This is a genomic window from Stenotrophomonas sp. 2694, from assembly GCF_040548715.1.
Taxonomy (GTDB): domain Bacteria; phylum Pseudomonadota; class Gammaproteobacteria; order Xanthomonadales; family Xanthomonadaceae; genus Stenotrophomonas; species Stenotrophomonas indicatrix.
The window spans coordinates 167830-187545 of record NZ_JBEPSG010000003.1; the positions used below are offsets into that span (position 1 = coordinate 167830).

Below are 19716 nucleotides of genomic sequence, written 5' to 3' on the forward strand. Positions count from 1 at the left end.
TCCCTTTCCCGATGCCGCCCGAGGCGGCTTGCCCATGCAACATCCCTGCATGACCTGCGGCGCCTGCTGCACCCAGTACCGCGTGGCCTTCCACTGGATGGAATCGGACGAGGTCACCCCCGGCGGCGTGCCGCACCAGCTCACCGAGGTGCTCGACCCGCACCGCCTGTGCATGCGCGGCACCCATTCCAAGCCGGTGCGCTGCGTGGCGCTGGACGCGCAGATCGGCGTCTATTCCCGCTGCACGATCCACCCCAACCGCCCCAGCGTGTGCCGCGAGGTGGATGCATCGTGGGAGTACGGCAAGGCCAGCCCGCAGTGCGACAAGGCCCGCATCGCCTATGGGCTGGATCCGCTGACCCTGGCCGACTGGCGCTGGCGCGACGGCGCGGACAACGACGACGACCACCCGGACGACAACGGCAACAGCCCCTCGCCACAGGCGCCGATCGCCGCGTGACGGGCGTGCCGACCAACGGTCGGCACCCACCCGTTCACTCTCCCGGTGGGTGCCGACCGTTGGTCGGCACACTCTTCAGATCGGGTTCGCGTCCAGGAACGCCCGGATCTCCGGCACCAGCACTTCATGCTTGTCTTCCAGCACGTAGTGGCCGGCATCCTCGAAGGCATGCACCTGCGCCTTCGGCAACGCCGCCTGGAAGCCCTTCAGGAAGTGGTGGTCGAACACGAAATCACGCAGGCCCCAGCCGAGGAAGGCCGGACGATCGGCGAACGACGGCAGCGCCTTGCCGGCGCGCTCCAGCAGTGACCACGCCTTGTCGGCCGGCGACAGCGGAATGTCCTGCATGAAGCGGATGGTGCTGATGCGGTTGGCGTAGCTGTTGTACGGCGACACGTAGGCGCGGCGCACATCGGCCGGCATCTTCCGCTCCACGCCCAGCCACGAGGCACCGGAGGAGAACGCATTGAAGGTGCGGATGATCCACTCGCCGATCTTCCAGTGCCGGCCCAGCGCGATCTGCCACGGCATCTTCTTGGCCGCCGGCATCGGGAACGCGGCGGTGTTGAGCACCACCAGGCGCTTGACCTGGTCGTGGTGCGACAGCGCCCAGCCGAAACCGATCATGCCGCCCCAGTCGTGCACGGCCAGCGTCACCGGGCCGGTGATGCCCAGATGCTTCAGCAGCGCATCCAGATCATCCACCCGCGACTGCAGCGTGTACTCGTAGCGGCTGTCGTCAGGCTTGTCCGACAGGCCCATGCCGATATGGTCCGGCACGATGCAGCGGTACCTGTCCGACAGGCCGGCCACCAGCGTGCGCCAGTAATAGCTCCACGACGGGTTGCCGTGCACCATCACCACCACTTCGCCATCGCGCGGGCCTTCGTCGAGATAGTTCATCGACAGGCCGGGGCGGACCTCGAAACGCTGCGGGTGGGCGGGGTAACCGGGAAGCTGGGACATCGGATCGCACCTGTAGAAAGGGCCGGTAGAACCGGCCCTTGGACACTTGGAAACATCATCGCTGTCCGTCGCGAGCGATTGGCTGGCAGGTACGGACGGCGCGCAGCAGGTCAGCGGTGACTTTTTTACCAGACCACTTCGGCCATCGAGCAGTTCAGGCCCGAGCCGATGCCCAGAAGCGCGATGCGGTCGCCCTTCTTCAGCTTGCCCAGCTGCTTGAGCTTGCTCAGCACGATCGGCACCGAGGCCGGACCGATGTTGCCGTGCTCGCCGAAGATGGTCATGACCTTCTTCGGGTCGATGCCGAAATTCTTGATGAACGCCGCAGTGTGCGGCTGGCTGACCTGGTGGATGACGAACTGGTCCAGCTCTTCCACGGCCCAGCCCAGTGCGATCTTGGCGGCGGTGAAGGTCTTCTGGGCCAGCTTGATGCCCTCGATCAGCAGCATGCGGGTGTCGGTGACCATGCGGTCCAGGTTGCCCAGGCACAGCTGGTTCCACTCGGTGGCCGAGCGGGTCACGCCACCCTTGTAGCGCGGCGCGTCGGGCACCAGCTCCGAACGGGCCATCACCATCGCGGCTGCACCGGAACCGGTGGTCAGCGCCGCCAGCTCGTTGCGGAAGTCGTCAGCGGTGACGTCCGGCGCGGTCATCCGCTCCAGGGTCTTTTCGTACACCAGGTTGGCGGTCTCGCCATCGACCACCAGCGCATAGTCGATCTCACCGCGCTCAAGCATGCGCGCAGCGATGTCCATGCCGTTGATGAAGGCCAGGCAGGCATTGGCGACGTCGAAGGTCATGCACTCGTCGCTGACACCGAGGTTGCCGGACACGATGGAAGCGGTGGACGGCTCCAGGTAGTCACGGCTGACCGAGGTGTTGATCAACAGGCCCACCTGCGTCGCATCGATGCCTGCGTCTTCCAGCGCCTTGCGGCCAGCCATGGTGGCCGCATCGGACGCCAGGACGCCGTTGTCCCACAGGCGGCGCGCGTGGATGCCGGCGATGTCGCCGAGGACGTCGGTACGGATACCAAGGCGATCCAGCGTCGGCTGCAGGCGTTCGTTGATTTCCTTGGTCGTCAGCGTGTGCGGCGCATCAACGTGAGCCAGGCCGGCAATCGAGACATTCTTGAAGAGCATCGAGGTTAGCGCCAAGGCTCAGGCAAAGGGGGCGCTATTCTATAACCCCCCGGGCCTTCACCGCATCTTTACGAATTCAGCCTTGGCCGTATGGTGAAGGATTCAGCGCGGCGGGCACTGGAAGGCGGCGAAGCGCTGGCTGCCATCGGCAGGGGCCGCAGCGGCCTGCACGGCGTTGGCGCCGGTGGTCGGGGCCTCGTTGCGGGCCAGGGTTTCCAGCTCTTCCTGCACCCGCAGCGGGTTGCGGTTGTAGAAGCCGACCTTGCTCTTCACGGTCACCACTACTTCGCCCTTGGAGATGCAGCCGGCCGGTACCGGGCCTGCCGGCAGCACGCGGGTCGCCTTGCCGGCCGGTTCGATCGGCACCCAGGTGCAGGCGGTGACGGTGAGCAACAGGGACGACAGCAGCAGAACGCGCATGGGCAGGATCCTGGAAGGGAATGTCAGGAGTGTGCCTGAACCGTCTGAATCAGGGATAGCCGGAGAGGGCTGCGGTAGCGCCGGGCCATGCCCGGCGGTTCTTCGAAGGCGTCCAGATGCCGCGCTGCGCGCTCGCCGGGCACGGCCCGGCGCTACCACCAGAGGCCTGCCCGCCGGAGCGGGCAGGCACATCCCTTACTTCTTGACCGGGTTGCCTTCGGCATCGATCACGGTCACTTCGCCCAGGTTCAAGGCGCGCACGGCCGCTTCGGTCTGCTTGAGGTCACCCACCACCACCCAGGTCAGCGCCTGCGGCTTGATCTCCGCTGCCGCCTGCTGCACCTGTGCCGGGGTCATCGCTTCGATCTCGGCCTTGCGGCGCAGCACGTAGTCGTCCGGACGCTTGAACTGCACGATCGTGCCGATGGTCGAGGCCACCGCGCTGGCGGTCTCGTAGGCGCCGGGCAGGCTCAGCGTCTGGATGTTGCGGATGCGCGCCACTTCCGCGTCGGTCGCCGGCTTGCTGCCGTTGGCGAACTCGGCGATCTCCTTGCGCATTTCCGCCATGGCCGGGCCGGTCTTGTCGATCTGCACCGGTGCCATCGCCATCCACGGGCGCTGGCCCACGGTGTTGCTGGCGCTGGTGCGGGCACCGTAGGACCAGTGCTTGTCCTCGCGCAGGTTCATGTTCAGGCGCGAAGTGAAGTCACCACCGATCACGCCGTTGGCGATGTCGAAGCGGGTCGAGCTGGCATCGCTGGACGGCGGCACGACCTGGCCGGCGAACAGGTTGGCCTGCACCGCGCCCGGCTGGTCGATCAGGAACACGCGCGGGCTCTTCGGCAGCGCAACGGCGGTGGTGGCCTTGATCGTCGGCGCATCACCGGTGGCCTTCCAGTCGCCCAGCTGCTTGTCCAGCAGCGGCACGATCTCGGCCAGGGTGGTATCGCCAACCACGATCAGGGTGCCGTCCTGCGGGCGTAGCCAGTCGCGGTGGAAGTCGACCAGGTCCTCGCGGCCCAGGCTGCTGATCGCCACTTCGTCACCGCTGCCGGTGAACGGGATCGCGTACGGGTGGCCCTTGCCGTACAGCAGCGGCGGCAGCACGCGCATCGCTACCGCACCCGGGTTGACCTTCTCCTGCTGGATGCCGGCGATCCAGGTCGCCTTGACCCGGTCGATCTCGCTCTGCTCGAAGCGCGGCTCGCGCAGCAGGCTGGCATACAACGCCAGCGACGGCACCAGGTTCTCCTTCAGCGCGGACAGTTCCACATCCACCGAATCCAGGCCTGCGGACGCATCGAGATCCGCACCCAGCGCATCGGCTGCATCGGCGAAGGCCAGCGAGCCGAGCTTGCCGGCGCCTTCGGTCATCAGGCTCATGGTGAAGTTGGCGGTGCCCGGCTTGCGGCCCTGGTCGGCGGTGAAGCCACCCGGGAACTGGTAGCTGAACTGCACCACCGGAATCTCGTGGCGCTCGGCCAGCACCACCTGGGTGCCGTTCTTCAGCGTGGCGCGCTGCAGGGCCGGGAACTTCAGCTGCGGGAACTCGCGGGTCTGCGGCACGCCGGCCTTGCGGTCCACCTGCTCGGGCAGGGTGCTGTACCTGCTGTCGACCGCCGGCACGTTGAACGGCTTCGGCGCCTGCGAGGGGTCTTCCTTCAGCGCCACGCGTTCACCCGGCTCGACCACCAGGGTGTGGCTGCCCTTGTCCAGCCACTGCGCGCCCAAGCGCTTGAGGTCGGCAGCGGTGGCCTTGTCGATGTTGGCCAGCGAGGTGCGGAAGCAGCCCGGGTCGCCGGTGTAGACCGTGCACTCGGCCAGCGCATCGGCCTTGCCACCGAAGCCGCCGATGCGCTCGATGCCACGGATGAACGCCGCGCGCGAGCCGGTCTTGGCGCGTGCCAGTTCTTCGGCGGTCGGGCCCTCCTTGAGCAGGCGCTCGATTTCCTCATCGATGATCTTTTCGACCTTGGCCGGATCCTGGCCCTGCTTCACCGTGGCCATCACCATGAAGTTGGAACCCAGCTGCGAGGCGTAAGCGCCGGCGCTGATGTTGTCCACCAGCTTGTCCTGGTGCTGCAGGCGCTGGCTCAGGCGCGAGGACTTGGCGCCGCCGAGCACATAGGCCAGCAGCTGCAGCTGGTCGACGTCGGTGGTGCCGACCTGCGCCACGTTCCAGGCGCGGTAGATGCGTGCCTGCGGCACCTTGTCGGTCATCACCTCGCGGGTGTCGGCCGGCCGCTTGGCCACGTCCACTTTCGGCTGCGCCATGGTCGGGCCGGCCGGGATGCTGCCGAAGTACTTGGCGGCCTTTTCCTTGGCGGTGGCCAGGTCGATGTCACCGGCCAGCACCAGTACCGCGTTGTTCGGGCCGTACCAGGTGCGGAACCAGGTCTTGACGTCGTCCAGCGAGGCGGCGTTGAGATCGTTCATCGAGCCGATCACGCTGTGGTGGTACGGGTGGCCCACCGGATACAGCGCGCGGTTGAGCTGTTCCCACACCTGGCCATAGGGCTGGTTCTCGCCCTGGCGCTTCTCGTTCTGCACCACGCCACGCTGTTCGTCGAGCGCAGCCTGGTCGATCGCGCCAACCAGATGGCCCATGCGGTCCGATTCCATCCACAGCGCCATGTCCAGCGCGGTGGTCGGCACGTTCTCGAAATAGTTGGTGCGGTCGGTATTGGTGGTGCCGTTCTGGCCGGTCGCACCCACCTGCTTGAAGGGTTCGAAGTACTCGCCGTCGTGGTTCTCGCTGCTCTGGAACATCAGGTGTTCAAACAGATGCGCGAAGCCGGTGCGACCGGCGGGCTCGTCCTTGCTGCCGACGTGGTACCAGATGTTGACCGCAACGATCGGTGCCTTGCGATCGGTATGCACCACCACGCGCAGGCCGTTGGGCAGGGTGAACTGCTCGAACGGGATATCGACCTTGCTGGTCGCGGCCGGCTTGGCCGCCAGCGCGTAGGTCGGCGCGAGCGTGCCGAGGGCAGTACTGAGAGCAACAGCGAGCAGCGCGGCGCGCGGGCGCAGGGTGAGCGACATATCCGGGTCCTTGGTCACGAAGGTGAATCCCGATCCTAGCGCGGGCGTGCGGCCACCGGTATCGGCCACCAGTCACTGGGGGTGATCGGCCCCATCGGCCTTCGTGATTGGCCGTTCGCGGGTCACGAACGGCGGTGATTCACGTCCGGACAGTGTCCGCAGCCACCCGAATGGACAGGTGTCCGCCCTGCGGACACTTTCGGCGAGCCATAAAACCCTTATGAATCAACGACTAAAAGTTGGCACGGGGATTGCTTTGTACTTCCTGCGCCAGGAAGGGCTTCAGACGAAAGCTGACTGAAGACTGAACAAAAGCAGGAAATCGAAAATTCCGCTTGCATCCCCAGAACTGGTGTCCTACCTTACTACCACACCACTGCTCACCAACACTAAACAGGCCCCGTCATGAACGCCAAGACCATTGCCATCGCCATCGCCCTGATCGCCGGCACCGCGGTTGTTTCGTCGGTGCAGGCCTCCGAATCCATCAAGACCCTGTCCACCGTGCAGGTCCGCCCGGCCGCCGACCAGCTGGTCCAGCAGGCCTGGGAACAGGCCAGCGGCATCCCGACCCTGGCCACTGTCGAAGTGCGCCCCAGCGTCGACCAGCTGGCCGAGCGCGACGGCTTCATCGCCAGCCCGGTCGCCGCCGCGCTGCCGATCACCACCCTGGCCTCGGTTGAAGTGCGCCCGAGCCTGGAGCAGCGCGTCGCCCTGGCTGCCGAGCAGGAAGCCCAGCGCTACGCCGCCACCCTGGCAGCGGCCGCCACCAGCGTCGCCAACCAGGTGATCGTCAACCTGCCGGCCCTGCAGGTGCGTCCGAGCGCCGCCCAGCTGCAGGCCTTCGCTGCCGAAACCGCCCAGGTCCTGCTGCGCCCGTAAGCGACGTCCGCCCTGCCCCGCGCGGGGCGTGCGTCGTAAAGGCGGCCGCCGTCGCAGGTACACTGCGCCGATGAATGCCGCGCCCCAGTTCCACGTGATCCTGTTCCAACCGGAAATCCCGCCCAACACCGGCAATGTGATCCGGCTCTGCGCCAACACCGGCGCGCAGCTGCACCTGGTCGAGCCGCTCGGCTTCGCACTGGAAGACAAGCAGCTCAAGCGCGCCGGCCTGGACTACCACGAGTACTCGCGCCTGCAGGTGCATCCGGACCTGGACACTGCGCTGGCGCGGATCGCACCGAAGCGGTTGTTCGCCCTGAGTACGCGTGCCAGCGTCCGCTATGACAGCGTGGCGTTCGACGACGGTGATGCCTTCCTGTTCGGCCCGGAAAGTCGTGGCCTGCCGCAGGACGTGCTTGATGCCCTGCCCGATGGTCGCCGGCTGCGCCTGCCGATGCGGCCGGACAACCGTAGCCTCAACCTGTCCAACACCGTTGCGGTGGTGATGTACGAGGCGTGGCGCCAGCATGGGTTTGCCGGCGGGGCGTAACGCCACGCGTCTCTCTTCCGCCTAATTGCTGTGGCGGGCGCATGCGTTCATGGGCGTTACTTTTCTTTCCGCGCGGAAAGAAAAGTAACCAAAAGAAACGCGCCGCCATCCGCGAGCCGGTGCTGCGCACCGGTACCCTGCGCTCCTCGGCCCGCCGGGGGACGGCGCGGAACTCGCTGCGCTCAGACACCCGCGCCTCTCCGCCCCCGCCGGACCTGCGGTGCTCGGCTCGCTTCAAGGCGGACCCAACAGCCGCGCAGTAGATCCACGCCATGCGTGGATGTCTTCCGCCTGGATCAATCAGTTGCGGGCGCCATGGCGTTACCTGGAACGCGTGCGATTGCCCACAGAAGAAAACTCCAGACCATCAATATCAGCATGCGTGCCGCACAATGCCAAACCCGTTGCCGTCGGGTCGATCCCGCCGGATGAGACTCTCAGCGCACCTGCATGTTGCTCGATAGCCACTGTGCCTAGTTCGGACTGATGAATCAGCTTTCCGCCCTCTGGCTTCATGTGCAGCACAAAGGAGCAGACGTGCTGCATCGCCTGGGTACTGTGCAGCTCAACCCTGTAGCCCAGTGATTCTTCGACAATCGACAGGCTGTCCCTGAATCCATCGCGGCAACAACGCCCGCTGCCCGGTTCGGTACACAGATCGCTCGCCTGCGAATAGCTGCCTGCCCATGCCCCATCATCCCTGTTGCCTCCCCGCGCCATCTGCAGCACGGAGGCTTGGAAGAGCAGCGGGAGGCACAGCAGCCTTACAGAGGGATTGTTCTTCATTCAGCTTGCATCTCCGGATAGGCGTCCTTTGCCGCCCACCCTACTCGGCAACGCCGGCCAGCGGCCGGCACTACCGGTGCACTCAGAACGCGTTGATGCCGGTCAGCTCGCGGCCGATCACCAGCTGGTGCACGGTCTCGGTGCCTTCATAGGTGATCACCGATTCCAGGTTCAGCGCATGGCGGATCGCCACGTGCTCGGTGGTGATGCCGGCGCCGCCCAGCAGGTCGCGGCATTCGCGGGCGATGTCGATCGCCATGCGGCAGTTGTTCCACTTGGCCAGGCTGACCTGCTGCGGTTGCACCTGCCCGGCTTCCTTCAGTCGGCCGAGCTGCAACGCCAGCAGCTGCGCCATGGTGATGCGTCGGGCCATGTCGGCCAGCTTGATCTGCGCGCTCTGCGTGGCCGCCAGCGGACGGCCGAACAGCACGCGCTCCTTGGCATACCCCAGCGCTTCATCCAGGCAGGCGATGGCCGAGCCGATCGGGCCCCAGCTGATGCCGAAACGCGCCTGGGTCAGGCAGCCCAGCGGCCCCTTCAGCCCCTTCACGTTCGGCAGTCGGTGGCTGTCGGGTACGCGCACGTCGTCGAAGAACAGCGCGCCGGTCAGCGACGCGCGCAGGCTCATCTTGTGCTTGATCTCCTGCGTGGTGAAGCCGGGCATGCCCTTCTCCAGCACGAAGCCCTGGATGCCGTCTTCGGTCTGTGCCCAGACGATGGCCAGGTCGGCCACCGGTCCGCTGGTGATCCACATCTTGCTGCCGTTGATGCGCCAGTCGCTGCCATCGCGCACCGCGCGGGTCTTCATGCTGGCCGGGTCGGAACCACCATGTGCCTCGGTCAGGCCGAAACAGCCGATCAATTCGCCGCGCGCCATCGCCGGCAGCCATTGCCGGCGCTGTTCTTCGCTGCCGTAAGCAAAGATCGGGTACATGCACAGCGAGCTCTGCACCGACACGAAGCTGCGCAGGCCCGAATCACCCCGCTCCAGCTCCTGACAGATCAGCCCGTAACTGACCGCGCCAAGGTCGCCGCCGCCGTACTCGGCCGGCAGCGTGGCACCGAGCAGGCCCAGCGCGGCGATCTCCGGCACCAGTTCCGACGGGAACCGTGCCTGGTCGAAGGCATCACCGATGATCGGCAGCACGCGCTCGTTGGTGAAGCGGGCCACGCTCTCCTGTACCGCGCGCTCTTCCTCGCTGAGCAGGGAACGGACATCGAACAGGTCGTACGGATCCAAAGCCATGGCACTCACACGCAGTCGGGACTGCCGCCATTGTCGGCCATCCGGGCGGCGTTGGTGTGCGGGTAGAGGCCGACCCTGGTCGGCGCTGGTGTTTCCGCTCACGTCCACCAAGGTTGGCACCTGCCAGACCACGCGCATTACGCTGCATTGCAGCAATTGCGATGTGAACATCGGCGATCTAGCTCGATCACGCCCGTCCCGGTACCCTGACACATTCAAACAACCGTTTCGCCCGTGGCTGCACGCGCGATTCCCAGGCAACCGCCGGTGGCCCCGATGCCGGCACTACCCACGAGTCATGCAATCGATGAGTGCTGAAGCCAACGCCCTGCCCCCGCGTGAAGTCATGGAATTCGACGTGGTCGTCGTCGGTGCCGGCCCGGCCGGCCTGGCCACCGCGATCCGCCTGCGCCAACGTGCGATCGACGCCGGCCGCGAACTGTCGGTATGCGTGCTGGAGAAGGGCTCCGAACCCGGCGCGCACGTGCTGTCCGGCGCGGTGATGGACCCGCGCGCGCTGACCGAACTGTTCCCGGACTGGGCCGAGCGCGGCGCACCGCTGAAGCAGAAGGTCACCCGCGACGAGTTCCTGTTCCTCAGCGAGACCGGCGCGCGCACCACCCCGCACGCGCTGCTGCCCGAGTGCTTCCACAACGAAGGCAACTACATCATCAGCCTGGGCGAGGTCACCCGCTGGCTGGCGCAGCAGGCCGAGGCGCTGGAAGTGGCGATCTTCCCCGGCTTCGCCGCCGCCGAAGTGCTGTACGGCGATGACGGCGCGGTGATCGGCGTGGCTACCGGCGACATGGGCATCGAAAAGGACGGCACGATCGGTCCGGCCTTCGAGCGCGGCATGGCCCTGCATGCGAAGTACACGGTGTTCGCCGAAGGCGCGCGCGGCCACCTCGGCCGCCAGCTGATCAGCCGTTTCAAGCTGGACGAAGGCAAGGATCCGCAGGCCTACGGCATCGGCATCAAGGAACTGTGGCAGATCGACCCGGCCAAGCATGAGCCGGGCCTGGTGGTGCACGCCGCCGGCTGGCCGCTGGATACCGACACCTACGGCGGTGCCTTCCTGTACCACGCCGACGGCGGCAAGGTCGCCATCGGCTACGTGGTCGGCCTGGACTACAAGAACCCCTGGCTGAGCCCGTTCGAGGAATTCCAGCGCTTCAAGACCCATCCGTCGATCCGCAGGCATCTGGAAGGCGGCACCCGCATCGGCTACGGCGCGCGTGCGATCACTGCGGGCGGCCTGATGTCGCTGCCCAAGACCGTGTTCCCGGGCGGCGCGCTGGTCGGCTGCGAAGCCGGCTACCTCAACGTCAGCCGCATCAAGGGCAGCCACGCCGCGATCAAGACCGGCATGCTGTGCGCCGATGCCGCCTTCGACGCGCTGGTGGCCGATCGCCAGCACGATGAGCTCAGCGCCTACCCGGCCGCCTTTGAAACCAGCTGGCTGCACGACGAACTGAAGCTGTCCAAGAACTTCAAGCAGTGGTTCAAGAAGGGCCAGACCGTGGCCACGCTGATGACCGGCATCGAGCAGTGGCTGCTGCCGAAGCTGGGCGTGCGCAACCCGCCGTGGACCCTGCGCCACAGCATCCCGGACCACGCCTGCCTGGAGCCGGCATCCAAGCACACGCGCATTGCCTATCCCAAGCCCGATGGCGTGCTGACCTTCGACCGCCTCAGCTCGGTGTTCCTCAGCAGCACCAACCACGACGAGAACCAGCCCAGCCACCTGACGCTGAAGGATGCGAGCATCCCGGTGAAGGTGAACCTGGCCGAGTACGCCGGTCCGGAAGCGCGCTACTGCCCGGCGGGCGTGTACGAGTTCGTCGGCGACGGCAACGATGCGCGGCTGCAGATCAACGCGCAGAACTGCGTGCACTGCAAGACCTGCGACATCAAGGATCCGACCCAGAACATCGTCTGGGTGACCCCGCAGGGCGGCGGCGGACCGAACTACTCCGGCATGTGACCGGCAATGGGGCTGCGACGGCCGGTCGCAGCCCCACGGCGCGTGCGCCCGTTATCCTGCTCGCCCATGCGTGCCCTTCGTCTGCTTCCCGCTGTTGCCACGATCCTGGTCGCCAGTGCGTGCCAGCGCCCGCCCGCTGCGCCCAGCACGCCCGAACAAGCGCGCCAGCAGGCGATGCAGCGCGCGTTCGAACTGTGCGCGGGCTGCCATACCGTCAATGCCGGCGGCATCCACCGCTTCGGTCCCAACCTGCATGGGGTGATCGGCCGCCGTGCGGGCAGCCTGCCCGACTACGGATACTCGCAGGGCATGCGCCGCGCCGACTTCGTCTGGAGTGCGCAGACCCTGGACACCTTCCTGCAGTCGCCCACCCATCTGGTACCCGGCACGCGCATGTACAACGCCTTCCCGAGCGCCGAGCGTCGCGCGCTGGTGATCGCTTACCTGCAGGAGCACGCGGCTCAGTGAGCCAGGCGCTGCAGCTGGTGCTGCAGGTGCGCCACGAACTGCCCGGCGTCGGCAACCGCCGATGCGACCTCTGCATCGCCCACGGCCTGCAACCGTTCCACCAGCGCGTTGGCGCGATCGGCCAGGCCGCGTGCACCCACCGCCCCCAGCGCACCGGCCTGCCGATGCAGGTGCAGCGCGGCCGTCACCCGATCGCCTTCGTGCAGCGCGCGCTGCAGGGCCGCGATGTCCTCGTTGCTGGCCTTGACCAGGCTGTCGTGCAGCTGCCGGGCGATCTCGCGCGAACCGAAGCGCCGTTGCAGGGTCGCCAGGTCGGGTAGCCCCTCGTCGCCCTCGGGCTCATCGTCGCTGTCCACCGCGGCCTGGTCATCTTCAGCACCCTCGGCGCGCGGCAACCAGCGCAGCAGTGCCTGCCGCAGCGTCGCCAGCGACAACGGCTTGGCCAGCACGTCGTCCATGCCGGCTTCGCGGCAGCGGCGTGCGTCATCGTCAAGCACGCTGGCGGTCAGCGCCAGCACCGGCATGCGCGGCTGGCCGTTGCGCCCCTCGCGCTCGCGCAGCAGGCGGGTGAAACCAAATCCATCCAGCACCGGCATGCGGCAGTCGGTGATGACCAGATCGAAGGATTCCTCCGCCAGCCGGTCCAATGCCTGCTGCCCGTCATCAACCAGCACATGCGGCACGCCCAGCTGCTGCAGGCGCCAGGCCATCATCGCCTGGTTGGTGGGATGGTCTTCAATGATCATCACCCGTGCCTGGCGCAGATCAGGGGGCAGCAGGGCGATCTGCTGGTGCTCGGTCTGCAGCGCGATCACATCCTCGCTGCGCGCCTCCACCAGCGACAGCAGCACGTCAACCCGCGTTCCTTCGCCCAGCGTGCTTTCCAGCTTCAGTTCGCCGTCCATCTTCTGCACCAGGCGCCGGCAGATGCTCAGGCCCAGCCCGGTGCCCCCATGGTCGCGCTGGATGTACGCGCCGGCCTGGGTGAAGGGTTCAAACAGGGTCGGCAGCTGCTCCGGCGCGATGCCGATGCCGGTGTCGGTGACGCTCAGGCGCAGCGGCTGGCTGCCATCCTCGGCAGTAGGCCCCAACACTTCCAGCTGCAGCCGCACCGAGCCCTTCACGGTGAACTTGATGGCATTGCTGAGCAGGTTGAACACGATCTGGCGCAGGCGCACGCCGTCCACCTCATGGGCCTGTGCCAGCTGTTCGTCGATGTCCAGCTGCAGGTCCAGGCCACGCGCAGTGGCCTGCGGCAACAACAGTCGATGCACCCCCTCCAGCAGTGGCCGCACCGGCAGCGGCACCGGCTCCAGGCGCAGCGCGCCCGCTTCCATCCGCGAATAGTCGAGGATGTCGTCCAGGATCTGCCGCAGCATCTGCGCCGAGTCTTCGATCACGCCGAGGATGCGTTGCTGTTCGGCGTCCAGCGGCGAATGCGCCAGCACTTCCAGCATGCCCAGCACACCGCTCATCGGTGTGCGGATTTCATGGCTCATAGTGGCCAGGAAGCGCGATTTGGCTGCCGCAGCCTGCTCGGCTTCGACCTTCGCCGCGGCCAGCGCGTCGGCCTGCGCGCGCGCCTGGCTCACGTCCACCCAGTAACCACTCCAGGTCACCGCACCCGCTTCGGTTGAATACGGGTGCGCCTGGCTGCGCACCCAGCAGGGCGCGCTTCCGTCGCGGTGGATACGGAACTCGAAGGACAGCGGGGCGAAATTGCGCGCCGCCAGCTCAATCGCACGCAGCACCTTTTCGCGGTCGTCGGCATCGATGCATGCCAGCAGCGCCTGCCCGTCCGACTCCGCCTGCTGCCGGCTGATGCCGAACATCGACTGCACATCGCCGGCAATGAAGGGGAAGCTCAGGGTGCCGTCCGCTTCGCGGCGGGCCTGGTAGACGATGGCAGGCAGGTTGTCGGTCACCTCGGCCAGGCGCTGCTCCAGCTCGCGACGGCCAGCCACTTCGCGGCGCAACCGCCAGTGCCCCAGCCCATGCATTGCCACAGCAGTGGTCAGCACCAGCAGCAGGGGAAGGCCCCAGCGCAGCAGGGTGCGCCAGTCCACTCCATCGCGGTATTCCACCGACAACCAATCGCCGCGCAGGGCCTCGCGCCGGCGCGGCCCCATCTGCAGAAGCAGGCGGTCGAAGGTGGTGGCCAATGCCGCATGGCGGCGCTCCACCGCCAGCGCCAGCTGGTCGTTGAACCCGGCTGGCGCGGCCAGTTGCAGGCGCCCCGGGAAGCGGTTGCGCAGCAGCTGGTCGACCAGCGCCAGGTTGCCCACGTAGGCATCGGCCTCGCCATCTGCCAGGCGTTGCAGGGCCTGCTCGGCGCTGCGCGCGGCGACGATCCTCACCGACGGTGCCTGATGCTGCACGTAGCCACGGATGCGCTCGGGATCGGACAACAGCACGCGCTTGCCGTCCAGGTCCGACAGACCCAGCATCGACGGACTGTCAGTGCGGGTGACGATCACATTGGGTACGGTGATGAAGGGCTGGCTGAACACCCATTCCGGCCCGAGATAGTTCGAATCGGCAGGAATGCCGATCACCGCCTGCAGTTCCCCGCGGCGCGCCTTCTCGCGCACCTCGTACCAGTCATGGCTGTTTTCGACCTGTAGATTGGCGCCGGCCTGCAGCAGGCGCTGCAGGTATTCGTTGGTAAGGCCACTGGGCTTGCCATTCCTGTCGGCAAACGACAGCGGCGCGGCGTTGGGCGCAAAGCCGATCTTCAAGGGTTGCTGCAGCACGCGTTTCTCGGCCTGGCTCAATGCCAGCTGCGCCGACGCCGACCACTGCGGCGGTGGCAGCCAGCGCTGCGCGAGGGCGTCACGCTGCGCTTCGCTGACGGCGGCAAGCGCCAGGTCCAGTGCTTCGGACAACGGCTGTTTGCTGTTGGGCACACCGAAATGCAACTGCTCCGGGGGCAGATCGCTGGGCCGCAGCAACGCCACACCCTTCAACCCGTTGGCGGCGATCAGTTCCGTCGCCACGTAGGCATTGCCGATGAAAATGTCGGCTTTGTCGTCTCTGACCATACGCAAGGCCGTCAGCGTGTTGTCTGCGACAAGTTGTCGTGCCCTTGGGAACCGCGCACGCACCTGCGGTCCGGTCATGAAGTCCTGCTCGACCACAACGCGCAGGCCATCCAGATCAGGTGCCTCCGAAGCACGCAGGTCCTGAGGACGTCCAACCATGGCCAGCGGTGCTTCGGCATAGGCGGCGGTATAGACCATGCAACGGGTACGCTCGGCGCTGAGCGCGATGTTCATCACCACGTCGATTTCGCCGCGACATGCCGCATCCAGCACGGAGGGCCAGTCCGCAAAACGGCGCGTCTCCACCTTCAGGCCAAGCTGCCGGGCCGAAAGCGTCAGGTAGTCCGGGCCGAGGCCCACCTGCTTCCCGTCCTGGATCGACTCAAAAGGAGGCCAGCCACTGTCATACTGTCCAACAACGACAACAGGATGTGCGGCCAGGTACTCGCGCTGCAGGGGGCTGAGCGGCAACGGCCCCGGCGTGGACGCAGGCTGGGCCAGCGCCGGCAGCGCCAGCAGGGTCGTCAACAGGATCAGTCCACGAGCCGCCCAGCTGCGCATCTGCAACGATCTCCTGGAAGTCCTGCCAGGGACCGCGACGGTCGCGGTCCGGCGTGCCGGTGGCCATACTAGAGCATGACCTTGCGCATCATCATCGCAGACGATCACCCCGTGGTCCGCATCGGTACCCGCGCCGTCATCGAATCCAGCGGCGTTGGCCGAGTCGTTGGCGAGGCCGACAACGCCCAGGCGCTGATGACCCTGCTGACGACCCAGCCCTGCGACCTGCTGGTCACCGACTACTCGATGCCTGGCAGCCCGCAGGCCGATGGCTTCGCCATGATCGGCATGATCCGCCGCCGCCATCCCGACCTGCCGGTGCTCATGCTCAGCGTCTCCAACAACCTGGCGATCCTGCGCATGGTGCTCGACAGCGGCGTGCTCGGCCTGGTCGACAAGAGTTCGTCGATGGATGAACTGCCGCAGGCGATCCAGGCGGTCTATCGCGGCCAGTCCTACATCAGCCGCAGCCTGCGCGAGCGGGTGGAGGAAGCCGGCAGCTGGCGCATGCGCGAGGGTGACGGCAAGCCGTTGTCGCCGCGCGAAGTGGAGGTGCTGCGGCTGCTCGGCACCGGCATGACGGTCAAGGAAATCTCGCTGCAGCTGCACAAGAGCGTCAGCACCATCAGCCGCCAGAAGGGTGACGCCATGCTCAAGCTGGGGCTGAAGGGCGACGCGGAGCTGTTCGACTACCTGCGCGACGGCAGGATCTGAGACACCGTTCGCAGTTCTCTGACGGGGGGCTCCTCCCTGCCCCCCCTGTGATCGCCGTCGCATCTGTGCCATCATCCGCGTCGATGGGTTTTCCTATGCGAGGTCGAAGGAATCGACCGGCTCATCACGACGTTCCCCCTCATCGAGGGCGGGGCGTGTTCTGCGTTGGCCTTCCTGCCCGACGCCCGCAAACCATGGAGAGGTGCATGAAGATCCTTCCGGAATCCCGCTTGGCCCGTGTCCGCCCACGCCTGTGTGCGACGTTCGCCGGCCTGCTCGTTGCGCTGCTTGCCAGCGCCTGCACCCCCTCGCCTTCGACCGCGTCACCACAGGGCGCCACCGCGCCACGACAGGATGTTGCCCCGATGCAGAGCTCCGCCACACCCGCCACCACGGCCACCGCCACGCCCCCCGATGCCGGCAGCGTGCTGTATTTCATCTACGACGTCGACGGCGATGGCGCCGTTTCGTATGAAGTAGCCAATGGCAGTGTCGCCACCTTCTGGTTCGGCCATGCCTTCGAACTGGCCGGCACCCGCTATTACACCGGCTTTGCCTGGAACACACCGCAGAAGTACGGCAAGCCCGGCGAAGACGAAGCCGGTCCGGACAGCCAGGTCACCCTGACCGAGGCCACCTTCACCCTGACCGGCGACAAGCCGGATCGTCCCTGGGTGTTCAAGGGCGCCGAACCGTGGATCGGTACCGTCGGCGCCTATGGCACCGCGCCGGACATCGACAGCAAGCGCAAGCCGCTGGAATACCGCACTCCGGCCGGCAAGCTGGTGCTGGCGGTGCCGACCAGCACCTTCGCTACCGGTACCAGCATCGAAAGCTACACCGTGCTGGTATTCAACCCGGACTACGAGAAGTCCGAAGACGGCCAGGTCTGGGCCAGCGCGGGCACGGTAATCACCGGCGAAGACAATTCAGCCGCCTGCGACGAGGGCCAGGTGATGCCGTGCGTCAGCAACCGGGGCGCACTGGCCTTCAGCGCCGTCGCCGGCAGCGACCTGCCCACCATCACCGTCACCGCCACCGGCACCACCATTTCCGGCCCGGGACAGACCCGTGCGCTGGGTGCGGCCGACGCGCGCCAGTACCACTACGACGCCGCCCGCAAGGCCTACGTCGAAAAGTAAGACGCACCACCCCGCAGCACCTGTTGACCGACATGTTGAAGACTCACGGATGAGTCCGGTTGGCGTATCGCGGCAAAGGCCGCTCCATCAACCCCAGAGGAAGTGTCATGGCACAACGTGACTACAGCAAAAAGGAAGTTCTCGACATCATCGAGCAGGTTGCACAGCGCAAGGGCATCGCCAGCGAGGACTTCCTGCGCTTTGCCCACATCGAGACCGGTGGCCGCTTCAACGAGCGCGCGCACAACGACAAGACCGATGCCAAGGGCCTGTTCCAGTTCCTGCCGTCGTCGGCCAAGCAGTACGGCCTGACCGGCCACGAGTACGACCCGACCCGCAACACCGAAGCGGCAGCGGAGATGTTCAAGCGCAACCTGGCGGACATGGAAAAGCGCCATGACCGCACCGGCCATCCCTACCTGTCCGGTGATGACAAGCCGAGCGGCCTTGACCTGTATCTGGCACACCAGCAGGGTGCGGCCGGCTACGGTTCGATCCAGACCGCGATCGCCACCGGCACGTTCGGCGTGGTGCGCGACGGCCACGGCGATCCGATCGACATGCGCCCGCGCATCATGGGCCAGATCGGCGGTGACGTCGAAGCGCTGACCGGGCATACGCGCGCGGAGATGCGCACGATGAATGATCGTGACCTGGCCAGCACCTTCGCCCAGTACTACGACCGCAAGTACGACGCGATCAGCATCCCGGAAAAGAACATCGCGCCGATCACCGAGGCCCAGGCGCGTCCGGCGCCGGTGCAGGCCGTACCGACGCAGACCGTGACCCCCGCCGCGCAGGCCGCCGTCGCCGCCGGTGCCGCAGCCATCGGCGCCACCGCCACGGCTGCTGCCGCCAAGCCCGATGCACCCGGCATTTCGCTGGATGCGGCCTACAACGCCGGCGTGAAGTACGACAACGTCAAGTACGCGATCAACATCGAATCCAGCCAGTACTACCGTGGCAAGGGTGTCACCGGCAAGAACGTCGAGCAAGGCTACATCGACTGCTCCGGCTGGGTCGGCACGATGCTCAACAAGACCCAGGATGAGATCAACCAGAAGGCCGGCCATGCGGTGTTCGCCGACGCCGACAAGATCAAGCTGGGCTTCGCCGGCTCCGGCGGTATCGTGCATGACGCCTACAAGGACTCCGGCGTGCTGCTCAAGCGCGACGACATCCTCAAGCCGGGTGCGCTGAAGGAAGGCATGGTGATCGGCCTGGATACGGCCAAGACCAAGCACGAGCACTGGAACGGCATCGACCACATCGTGATGGTGGTGCGAGACCCGAACACCGACAAGCTGCTGATCAGCCAGTCCACCGGCAAGCTGGGCGTGCATACCATGCCGGTGGAGGATTACCTCAAGCAGGTAAAGGACCACCCCAACTGGAAGCTGTTCGCCTCCGATCCGCTGCACCAGGCACGCGATCTGCTGGAAAACCGCAGCCAGGCGCATGAGCAGGCGCAGGCCAAGGGCGCCGCCGAGCCGAAGCCGTCCCCGCAGGAAAAGCCGCAGGCCAGCAACGAAGTACATAAGCAGGGTGCGCACGGCGAGGATGTGCGCAGGGCGCAGGAACAGCTGGGCCACCTGGGGTATGTGGGTGCCGACGGCAAGCCGCTGGTCGAAGATGGGAAGTTCGGTCGCAACACCGAGGCTGCCGTGCGCCAGCTGCAGAAGGACAACGGTCTGGCAGTGGACGGCATCATCGGCCCGAAGACGCTGGATGCGATCAAGGACGCGCGCGAGCGCCCGCTGCTCAATGACGAGCGCCATCCGCAGAACCCGATGTACAACCAGGCCGTGAAGGGCATGGAAGGCCTGCCGGCAGGCACCTTCAAGGACCGCCATGCACTGGAGGCCGCCGCCGCTGCACTGACCAAGGAAGCGCAGGCCAGCGGCATGCAGCGCATTGATTCGGTGGTGCCCAGCACCAACGGCGAGCGCATGTTTGCCGTGCAGGGCACCGCCGGTGACCCGGCTGCCTGCCGCGCGGCGGTGGACACCCGTGCGGCCAGCGAGCAGAGCATGGCACTCAGCAGTGGTGCGGTGCACGGTGCACCGAATGTCCTGCAGCAGCAGGACGCCCAGCAGGAGCAGGTGAAGCAGGCCCAGCGCGCCATGGGCCACTGAGCCCGGCCAGGCAGGGGAAGCCAGGGGAAGGGCCGCGTACTGCGGCCCTTTTCCTTTCTGGCAGCTGAGCGGCCGCCGCGCTTTCAGCCTCGCTTCATGCCGCCTGACGCTAGATGAATGCGCAAGCCGCACGGGGATCGCGCGCAATGTTCCGGCAATGTCCGGGCACCAGCG

Annotated in this window: 15 protein-coding genes; 8 read left to right on the plus strand and 7 right to left on the minus strand. The window is 66.6% G+C overall.

Annotated features, from left to right (window positions below):
• The first annotated feature begins 34 nt into the window (after window positions 1–34).
• The gene (locus ABIA73_RS05700) at window positions 35–460 is read left to right on the plus strand and encodes a YkgJ family cysteine cluster protein (protein WP_025875849.1); all 426 of its coding nucleotides are present in this window, start codon (window positions 35–37) and stop codon (window positions 458–460) included.
• Between the two features lie 75 nt (window positions 461–535).
• On the opposite strand, the gene ABIA73_RS05705 is transcribed toward ABIA73_RS05700, so the two are convergent.
• The 4 genes from ABIA73_RS05705 to ABIA73_RS05720 form a co-directional block, all read right to left on the minus strand.
• Window positions 536–1426 (minus strand): alpha/beta fold hydrolase, encoded by an 891-nt coding sequence (locus ABIA73_RS05705; RefSeq protein ID WP_033832736.1) that lies wholly within the window; start codon window positions 1424–1426, stop codon window positions 536–538.
• Window positions 1427–1551: 125 nt separating this feature from the next.
• Window positions 1552–2568 carry a 3-oxoacyl-ACP synthase III gene (locus ABIA73_RS05710; RefSeq protein WP_025875853.1) on the minus strand — a complete coding sequence of 339 codons (1017 nt, stop codon included), beginning with the start codon at window positions 2566–2568 and terminating at the stop codon, window positions 1552–1554.
• A 102-nt stretch (window positions 2569–2670) separates the two neighbouring features.
• Complete coding sequence (locus tag ABIA73_RS05715; RefSeq protein WP_025875855.1) at window positions 2671–2988, minus strand: DUF4156 domain-containing protein; 318 nt, start codon at window positions 2986–2988, stop codon at window positions 2671–2673.
• Between the two features lie 195 nt (window positions 2989–3183).
• Window positions 3184–6033, minus strand: coding sequence for a M16 family metallopeptidase (locus tag ABIA73_RS05720; RefSeq protein WP_354275567.1), 2850 nt, complete (start codon window positions 6031–6033; stop codon window positions 3184–3186).
• Window positions 6034–6438: 405 nt separating this feature from the next.
• Here ABIA73_RS05720 and ABIA73_RS05725 point away from each other — a divergent pair, with 405 nt between their 5' ends.
• Together ABIA73_RS05725 and ABIA73_RS05730 are read left to right on the plus strand one after the other, a co-directional pair.
• A complete protein-coding gene (locus ABIA73_RS05725; protein WP_025875859.1) occupies window positions 6439–6915 on the plus strand; it encodes an XAC0231 family protein in 477 nt (158 codons plus the stop codon).
• Between the two features lie 70 nt (window positions 6916–6985).
• A complete protein-coding gene (locus ABIA73_RS05730) occupies window positions 6986–7465 on the plus strand; it encodes a tRNA (cytidine(34)-2'-O)-methyltransferase (RefSeq protein WP_032978095.1) in 480 nt (159 codons plus the stop codon).
• 321 nt (window positions 7466–7786) lie between these two features.
• On the opposite strand, the gene ABIA73_RS05735 is transcribed toward ABIA73_RS05730, so the two are convergent.
• Both ABIA73_RS05735 and ABIA73_RS05740 read right to left on the minus strand, forming a co-directional pair.
• The gene (locus ABIA73_RS05735) at window positions 7787–8251 is read right to left on the minus strand and encodes a hypothetical protein (protein WP_354275531.1); all 465 of its coding nucleotides are present in this window, start codon (window positions 8249–8251) and stop codon (window positions 7787–7789) included.
• A gap of 82 nt (window positions 8252–8333) precedes the next feature.
• Window positions 8334–9497 carry an acyl-CoA dehydrogenase family protein gene (locus ABIA73_RS05740; RefSeq protein WP_093820839.1) on the minus strand — a complete coding sequence of 388 codons (1164 nt, stop codon included), beginning with the start codon at window positions 9495–9497 and terminating at the stop codon, window positions 8334–8336.
• A 307-nt stretch (window positions 9498–9804) separates the two neighbouring features.
• Between ABIA73_RS05740 and ABIA73_RS05745 the strand changes: the two genes are divergently transcribed.
• Window positions 9805–11481: an electron transfer flavoprotein-ubiquinone oxidoreductase gene (locus tag ABIA73_RS05745; RefSeq protein ID WP_059063188.1), complete on the plus strand. Its 1677-nt coding sequence runs from the start codon at window positions 9805–9807 to the stop codon at window positions 11479–11481.
• 66 nt (window positions 11482–11547) lie between these two features.
• Window positions 11548–11949 carry a c-type cytochrome gene (locus ABIA73_RS05750; protein WP_033832730.1) on the plus strand — a complete coding sequence of 134 codons (402 nt, stop codon included), beginning with the start codon at window positions 11548–11550 and terminating at the stop codon, window positions 11947–11949.
• Here ABIA73_RS05750 and ABIA73_RS05755 read toward each other — a convergent pair.
• Entirely contained in the window at window positions 11943–15551 is a 3609-nt protein-coding gene (locus ABIA73_RS05755; protein ID WP_354275532.1) for an ATP-binding protein, read from the minus strand. The genes ABIA73_RS05750 and ABIA73_RS05755 overlap by 7 nt on opposite strands.
• Window positions 15552–15626: 75 nt before the next feature.
• Here ABIA73_RS05755 and ABIA73_RS05760 point away from each other — a divergent pair, with 75 nt between their 5' ends.
• From ABIA73_RS05760 to ABIA73_RS05770, 3 genes are all read left to right on the plus strand, one after another.
• Window positions 15627–16265 carry a response regulator gene (locus ABIA73_RS05760; RefSeq protein WP_025875871.1) on the plus strand — a complete coding sequence of 213 codons (639 nt, stop codon included), beginning with the start codon at window positions 15627–15629 and terminating at the stop codon, window positions 16263–16265.
• Window positions 16266–16471: 206 nt separating this feature from the next.
• Window positions 16472–17407 carry a hypothetical protein gene (locus ABIA73_RS05765; protein WP_032978087.1) on the plus strand — a complete coding sequence of 312 codons (936 nt, stop codon included), beginning with the start codon at window positions 16472–16474 and terminating at the stop codon, window positions 17405–17407.
• A gap of 107 nt (window positions 17408–17514) precedes the next feature.
• A complete protein-coding gene (locus ABIA73_RS05770; RefSeq protein WP_218788370.1) occupies window positions 17515–19542 on the plus strand; it encodes a peptidoglycan-binding protein in 2028 nt (675 codons plus the stop codon).
• The last annotated feature ends 174 nt before the right edge of the window (window positions 19543–19716 follow it).